The organism is Dorea acetigenes (assembly GCF_025567385.1).
GTDB classification, from domain to species: Bacteria; Bacillota; Clostridia; order Lachnospirales; family Lachnospiraceae; genus Claveliimonas; species Claveliimonas acetigenes.
In genome coordinates, this window is sequence record NZ_JAOQJU010000010.1 from 95,032 (window position 1) to 101,105 (window position 6,074).

Sequence of the window (6,074 nt, forward strand, 5' to 3'; positions counted from 1 at the left end):
TTCAAAATTTTTTCAAAAAATTTTTCCGGGCAGTAGAAATGCCCCTTTTTCCCCTTTAAATAACTAAAACAATTCAGCTTTCCAAAATCGGAAATGAAAACGGAAATTTTTCACAGACTATATTTTCAATAGAGGCACATAGCAGACACGGAGGGCCTCTGCTCCAATAGAAATCGTGGAATATCGTCAGAAATCGACAAAGAAAAGCGCCAGGGAGCTTCTGCTGCTTCCTGACGTGATAGTTCCAGATATGGTAGTAATATGCGATATGGGTATTATTGTAGGTATCAGATACGCAATATAATACCTGTCCACAGGTATAAGACTCCGCATCAAATGCTAAGATTTTTTTAATGCTTCACCCGGCCGGAGCCTGTACCCTTTTATAAAAATAATGCCACCCATGGTTTCCTCCTTACGGCAAACCACAGATAGCAAACACGAATAAGCCCTGCTGCGGGAAGCCGTTTTTTTTATTGGCTCCCCGACAGGACCTTTACATATTTATGGACAATATGGTTTTTCTGTTTTTCATTTTCGGTATTATCATACATACTTATCGGTACGATTAGGGAATATGAAACCCCTAATCGGCACGATAGAATATATGTGAGGTGAACGATTATGCCGAAAGACACAGAAACACATTTAAGTAACTGCATCCGCACTGCACGGCAGGCATGTGGTCTTACCCAACAGGAACTGGCAGACCAATGCCATGTAGCCGTTAAAACCATACAGAAGATTGAGAATGGTTCCATGAATCCTTCCTTTGAAATCCTCTGCCCTATTGTGAGGCGGTTAGGAATTTCAGGCGATGTCCTGTTCCACCCGGAACTTTCCGATGAAGATTTAGATGTAAAGCATCTTATCGGGAAATTCCAGGTATGTCATCCGAAGGAACGGAAATTCATGCTGAATACCGTAAACTGTATGGCCGAGCAGTTTCTCGCCCAGCACAGCGAGTCCGATGCGGAAAAATCTGAGTGAAACCAGTAGGACAAGAATTTCTTGTTGCTGCTGGTTTTTCTCGTTATCTGCCATTATAAAACACCGACTTATGAACGAGTTATGGATGAGTTATGAACGGTATAATATTTTAAAAATCGTTCGACAGGATACGACAAAAACAAACGGAGCCGATAACCTGAGAGTAATCTCTCAATAGGTTATCGGCTCTGCGTCTTAGCGTCTGGCTCTTTGATAACAATCACATTCATTTTTCGTACATTGATTAGCGTTTCCTGTTTGCATTTCGGGCAATACAGCGGGAAATTTTCAAGTACCGTATCCTGCTGTATCTTTAACCTCGTCTTATTGCCACATGACGGGCATAATATCCACTCTTTAAGCTGCATAACATCCCATCCATCCCATCCTACAGTTCATCTTGCACATTGAATCATAAGCCCATTAAAATGGCGGAGCCAACAATCTGGCAATCAAAGGTTATCGGCTCTGCGTTGCCCTTTCTTGATCGCATAATTTTTTTCTTTCACTAGCGCAGGCTACTTACACCAATAATAACCGCAGCTATACTGGCAATAATGTGACTCACTAAAACCGCAAACCAGATTCCATCCAATCCAAATCCAAAATAAGAAAGCAAATATGCCAAAGGCATACGGACGATAATGTAATAAAAAATCATTAACAACATACTCTTGGATGGCTTTCCTAAACCATTCATAAGACCCAAATGGCAGTTTGTAACAGTATTCAATACATAGCCAATTCCTACAATAAGAAAATAGGTTCGTACAATAGCGGCTACATCAGAGCTTCTTACAAACAATCCGGATAACTGTTTAGAAAACATAACTACCAGAATAGATAAGATAACCAACAATCCTCCCCCATACCTTAAAGCACATTTCAGATAATCCTTTGCCCTGTCAATACGTTTTGCTCCGGCACACTGCCCCACAATGGTCGTCAATACCATATTCAACGCCATGGCGGGGTAAAATAGAATTGTCTCCAGTTTACCGGTAATGCCATAGGCGGCGATTGCATTAATACTATATAAACTGACAAGAGCGGTTAAAAAAGTAGTGCTTACAGCTGGAATGCTCTGCTGGATCACTGATGGAATTGCCTTCTGGATCAAAGGCAAAATATCAGATCTTTCAAAGCAGGAAATACGGAACGCAAATAGTTTTTTTTGTTTCAAATAGACAATCATAAAAATGAGACAAATTCCTTGTGAGAGAAGTGTTGCAATAGCAGCTCCATGGAATCCGATAAGTTGAATAAAAATTGGATCAAGAATAGCGTTCAAAACCGTTGATACCAACATGGCAATCGCCTGAAACATGGAATCACCAAAGCTTCGTAAAACTGCAGTAAAATACAAATATAGATATACTGCAAGGTAACCAACCACATAAATTGCTAAATATCCATATGCCATATCATAGGTTTCTGTTGGGGTGTTTAATGCTCTTAGGATCGCAGGCAGAGTGATTTCCAGCCCGGCAGTTACAAGCAGAGAAAAAATAACTGACACAATAAAGGACGTAGCAACTAAACTTTCTACCCGCATTTTATCTCTCGCTCCGATTGCATGTGAAAGCAGAATGGAAATACCGTTTGTTGATCCCATAGCAACAGAGGTTAAGATCAGAACAATAGAGGTCGAATTAGTAAGTGCCGCATATGCTGTCTCACCCAATAAATTACCAATCCAAAGACTATCAACAAGGTTATACATCATGTTCAAAAACATAGCCGCAATCATAGGCATAGACATAGCAAATAAGCAACGTTTAGTGTTTCCACCGATAAAATCAACATTATTTGACATATTTACTCCTCCTTTTAATGAATGAATTTCATTCATATAAATAAAATTTTTTTGACCACACGAATGGTGGCCTATTAAGTAAAGATTATTCAAATATTATTTTTTTCTGCTTTAGCAAGGAAACATTTCAAAGTCTCAAAGCATAAAGCAAAAAAGTACGAAGCCTCTTTCCCTGTTCTTCCGCATCAGCACTATTGCCCAACAAAATTCCAAGCTGTCCGTAAACACAAAAATATGCGGCAGCTTCTATATCGTCAATATGGATTTCTCCGTTAGCCTGCGCAGTCTCAAGTAGCTTAGTTACAACAGGCACCAGTTTTTCACAAACTTTTAATGATAGCTGATCGTGAAATTTTGGGTTTTCCACTCCATGGAATAGCTGGTAATAGGCATCATCGTCAGTTTCAACAGTGGCAGGCAGCCCTTCAAGAATCTGTTTGAGCGTCATATCTTTCTTAACCGTAGCAGAAAGAGCCTGCACCTGCATTGTCGCATACTGATCCACCACTTCATCAAAAAGAACTTCCTTTGATGGGAAATACCGATAACATAAGCCTTGTGCAACTCCGATTGCTTTTGCAATATCAGAGATAGATGTTTTCTCATATCCTTTTTCTTGAAATAACCGCATGGCTGTTTCAAGAATTTCTTGCTTTCGCTCCTGTGGGTCTTTCGTAATACGCATGATTTCGCCTCCTCCTAATAAAATAGCATTTCAGATAAAAAAAGTCAATGAGTGAATATCAATCATTCAAAGGTCAGATTTTTCTCCCCAGGCAATACAAGCGGTTTTTCCTGCCTGCTCCCACTGGACATTTATGAAATACTTCTCAAACATAAAACGAATTTCCTGTTCGGAATAGATTTTCACATCACCTTCGTTACTGCGTTTCATGTAAAAATTCATAATTGTCCGTCCAATAAAAGGTTGCCAGCAATCGCCCATTAAAAAGAGCCCACCTGTTTTCAAAACCCGCTTTACCTCTGCCAGTACATTTTCCGGGGCAGGATAATGGTGGAATGAATCGTTGCAATATACAACATCAAATGTTCCATCCTGAAAGGGTAAATGCTCACTGTCTCCTAAAAGTAACTTTGCACGGTCATTTAATTTTCCTTTAGCAATTTCCAACATTTTTTCTGATAGGTCAATCCCAGTCAATGATTTTTGAGCATCCTGCTCTAAAATCATTTTTATCATTTCCCCTGTGCCACATCCTAAATCCAACGCTGAGTGATAGGAAATATCTGATAGTTTTTCCAATAGGATTGGGTACAAAGACCGGGCGTGTTGCCCTCTCATGTCCTGGTCATAAGTTACCGCCTGTTGATTAAAGGCTTTTTTCGATTTTTGCTTTTCATTCGCCATGATATAACTTCTCCTTTCGGTAAGATCATAGCACTATATTTTGAAAAAGTCAATGAATAATATTCATTCATTTTTACTGTTAAAAAAATATTTAACATAAAGGACTGCTCTATCTCACAAACCTATACCTATTCCCTGCTACCGTTTCTATATACCCATCACCGTTCTTACATCTGAACTGGCTAATCATACTCGCCACCGCTGCTCCACAATGCTCTGGATTCGCTTTCCAGACCGTTTATATATATGATAAAATTCCCCGGAACAGTTCTTTTCACTACTCCGAGGGATTTTTCTATACCACAAACTTATACCCTCTCCCGATAACGGTCTGGATCATATCCGAGTTCTTCAGTTTCTTTCTAAGCTGGCAAATCACGTTATAGACCACATGCTCGCAGCCAGTCACACACTCCTTCCAAACGGCACCGTAAATCTGTTCAGGAGAAAGCACCCAACCGGGATACTGTGTCAATAGGCAGAGGACATCAAATTCTTTGGGATACAGACTAATTTCCTCTCCGGCCAATCGAACCGTACAGCACTGTGGATCAATGGTAAGGTTTCCTCGCTGGATGACGGGCTGCCGTTCTATATTCATTCGCAGTAACATTGACGCCCTCCTAATTTCCTATTCCCATTTAAAAATTCTTCTGTTCCCTAGAAATCATCTTTGCTTTTGCCGCAGATAATTCCTTATGGAGATGCGATGCCATAAACACCGTGATCACCGCAGAAAGAACATCCGCAATCGGCTGTGCATAAAGAATGCCATTAAGCCCCCAAAGCACTGGAAGAATCAGAATAACTGGTACAAAGCAGATCCCCTGCCTGCAAGCACCGAGAATAAATCCGGCCGTCCCTTTACCAAGTGCAAGGAACAAAGAGGAATATACTGTATAAAATCCAAACAGCATAAATGAAAAACCATTTGCTATGAGCGATCTTTGACCGACAGAAATCATCTCTGCATTGCCGTCTGTAAACTGGGAAATAATTTGTGTGGAAAATACGGCCATTAGCAATCCCACAATTACACAGAAAATCGTTGACCACAGGATTGATGTTTTAATAGCCTCCTGCAAACGATCAAACTTCTTCGCCCCATAACTAAATCCTGCAATCGGCTGGAATCCTTTTAAGAAGCCAAATACCACCAATGTTCCCATTGATGTAACTCTGGTAACTGCTCCCATTCCGGCAATCACAGAATCCCCATACCCATTTGCAGCACGATTTATAAAAGCAATAGACAGACTGGTAAGAAGCTGGAACGTCAGCGTTGGGACACCGATTTTCAATATCTCTGCCATCATCTGTTTTGTGGGAGCGAACTCTCTCGCGCTGAAGGTAAACGCACTCTTTTTCCGCAATACATAGGTCAAATAGACAAGTGTAGAAACAAACTGTGAAATAGCTGTAGCAACAGCAGCTCCGGCAACTCCTAATTCAAACACATAAATAAAGATCGGATCTAAGGCTATGTTCAATATGGCTCCCAACAGCAAGGCACACATCGTTGTTTTCGCTGCCCCTTCGCTTGTGACTATATTATTCATAGTCACATTAAACACATTGAAAATACATGAAATCACATAAATCCTCGCGTATGTCAGCGCATAAGGCATGATCGTATCGGTTGCTCCTAATAGCGTTAAAATCGGTTTCAGGAAGATAGTCGCAAGAATAATGATAATTGCCCCAACTAAAACACTGCTATACAGCGCTGTACTTGCGACCTTATTCGCAGTATCTTTGTCTCCACGTCCTAGCAGCCTTGAAAGATAAGATGCAGCTCCGTTACCAAACATCAGACTGATTTTGTCAAGATTAGTTGACACATTTTCCTCAAGGATTTTGTACCCTATGCTGCTTCTTTCAGGGAATCATAGTATTGCT

The 6,074-nt window shown here is 40.5% G+C and carries 7 protein-coding genes; 1 reads left to right on the forward strand and 6 read right to left on the reverse strand.

Annotation, left to right across the window (positions count from 1 at the left end):
• Window positions 1-624 precede the first annotated feature (624 nt).
• Complete coding sequence (locus OCV99_RS10065; protein WP_158370255.1) at window positions 625-990, forward strand: helix-turn-helix transcriptional regulator; 366 nt, start codon at window positions 625-627, stop codon at window positions 988-990.
• Between the two features lie 179 nt (window positions 991-1,169).
• On the opposite strand, the gene OCV99_RS10070 is transcribed toward OCV99_RS10065, so the two are convergent.
• From OCV99_RS10070 to OCV99_RS10095, 6 genes are all read right to left on the reverse strand, one after another.
• On the reverse strand, window positions 1,170-1,358 hold the full coding sequence (locus OCV99_RS10070; protein ID WP_158370257.1) for a cysteine-rich KTR domain-containing protein: 189 nt from the start codon (window positions 1,356-1,358) through the stop codon (window positions 1,170-1,172).
• A gap of 140 nt (window positions 1,359-1,498) precedes the next feature.
• Window positions 1,499-2,806 (reverse strand): MATE family efflux transporter, encoded by a 1,308-nt coding sequence (locus OCV99_RS10075; protein WP_158370259.1) that lies wholly within the window; start codon window positions 2,804-2,806, stop codon window positions 1,499-1,501.
• 127 nt (window positions 2,807-2,933) lie between these two features.
• On the reverse strand, window positions 2,934-3,491 hold the full coding sequence (locus tag OCV99_RS10080; protein ID WP_158370261.1) for a TetR/AcrR family transcriptional regulator: 558 nt from the start codon (window positions 3,489-3,491) through the stop codon (window positions 2,934-2,936).
• 66 nt (window positions 3,492-3,557) lie between these two features.
• On the reverse strand, window positions 3,558-4,175 hold the full coding sequence (locus OCV99_RS10085) for a class I SAM-dependent methyltransferase (RefSeq protein WP_158370263.1): 618 nt from the start codon (window positions 4,173-4,175) through the stop codon (window positions 3,558-3,560).
• A 295-nt stretch (window positions 4,176-4,470) separates the two neighbouring features.
• Window positions 4,471-4,788 carry a winged helix-turn-helix domain-containing protein gene (locus tag OCV99_RS10090; RefSeq protein ID WP_158370265.1) on the reverse strand — a complete coding sequence of 106 codons (318 nt, stop codon included), beginning with the start codon at window positions 4,786-4,788 and terminating at the stop codon, window positions 4,471-4,473.
• A gap of 28 nt (window positions 4,789-4,816) precedes the next feature.
• Entirely contained in the window at window positions 4,817-5,986 is a 1,170-nt protein-coding gene (locus tag OCV99_RS10095) for an MATE family efflux transporter (RefSeq protein WP_262575358.1), read from the reverse strand.
• Between the last annotated feature and the right edge of the window lie 88 nt (window positions 5,987-6,074).

Coding starts and splice junctions, on each gene's coding strand:
- OCV99_RS10065 (WP_158370255.1), top strand. CDS start 625: ATGCCGAAAGACACAGAAACACATTTAAGTAACTGCATCCGCACTGCA.
- OCV99_RS10070 (WP_158370257.1), bottom strand. CDS start 1,358: ATGCAGCTTAAAGAGTGGATATTATGCCCGTCATGTGGCAATAAGACG.
- OCV99_RS10075 (WP_158370259.1), bottom strand. CDS start 2,806: ATGTCAAATAATGTTGATTTTATCGGTGGAAACACTAAACGTTGCTTA.
- OCV99_RS10080 (WP_158370261.1), bottom strand. CDS start 3,491: ATGCGTATTACGAAAGACCCACAGGAGCGAAAGCAAGAAATTCTTGAA.
- OCV99_RS10085 (WP_158370263.1), bottom strand. CDS start 4,175: ATGGCGAATGAAAAGCAAAAATCGAAAAAAGCCTTTAATCAACAGGCG.
- OCV99_RS10090 (WP_158370265.1), bottom strand. CDS start 4,788: ATGTTACTGCGAATGAATATAGAACGGCAGCCCGTCATCCAGCGAGGA.
- OCV99_RS10095 (WP_262575358.1), bottom strand. CDS start 5,986: ATGTTTGGTAACGGAGCTGCATCTTATCTTTCAAGGCTGCTAGGACGT.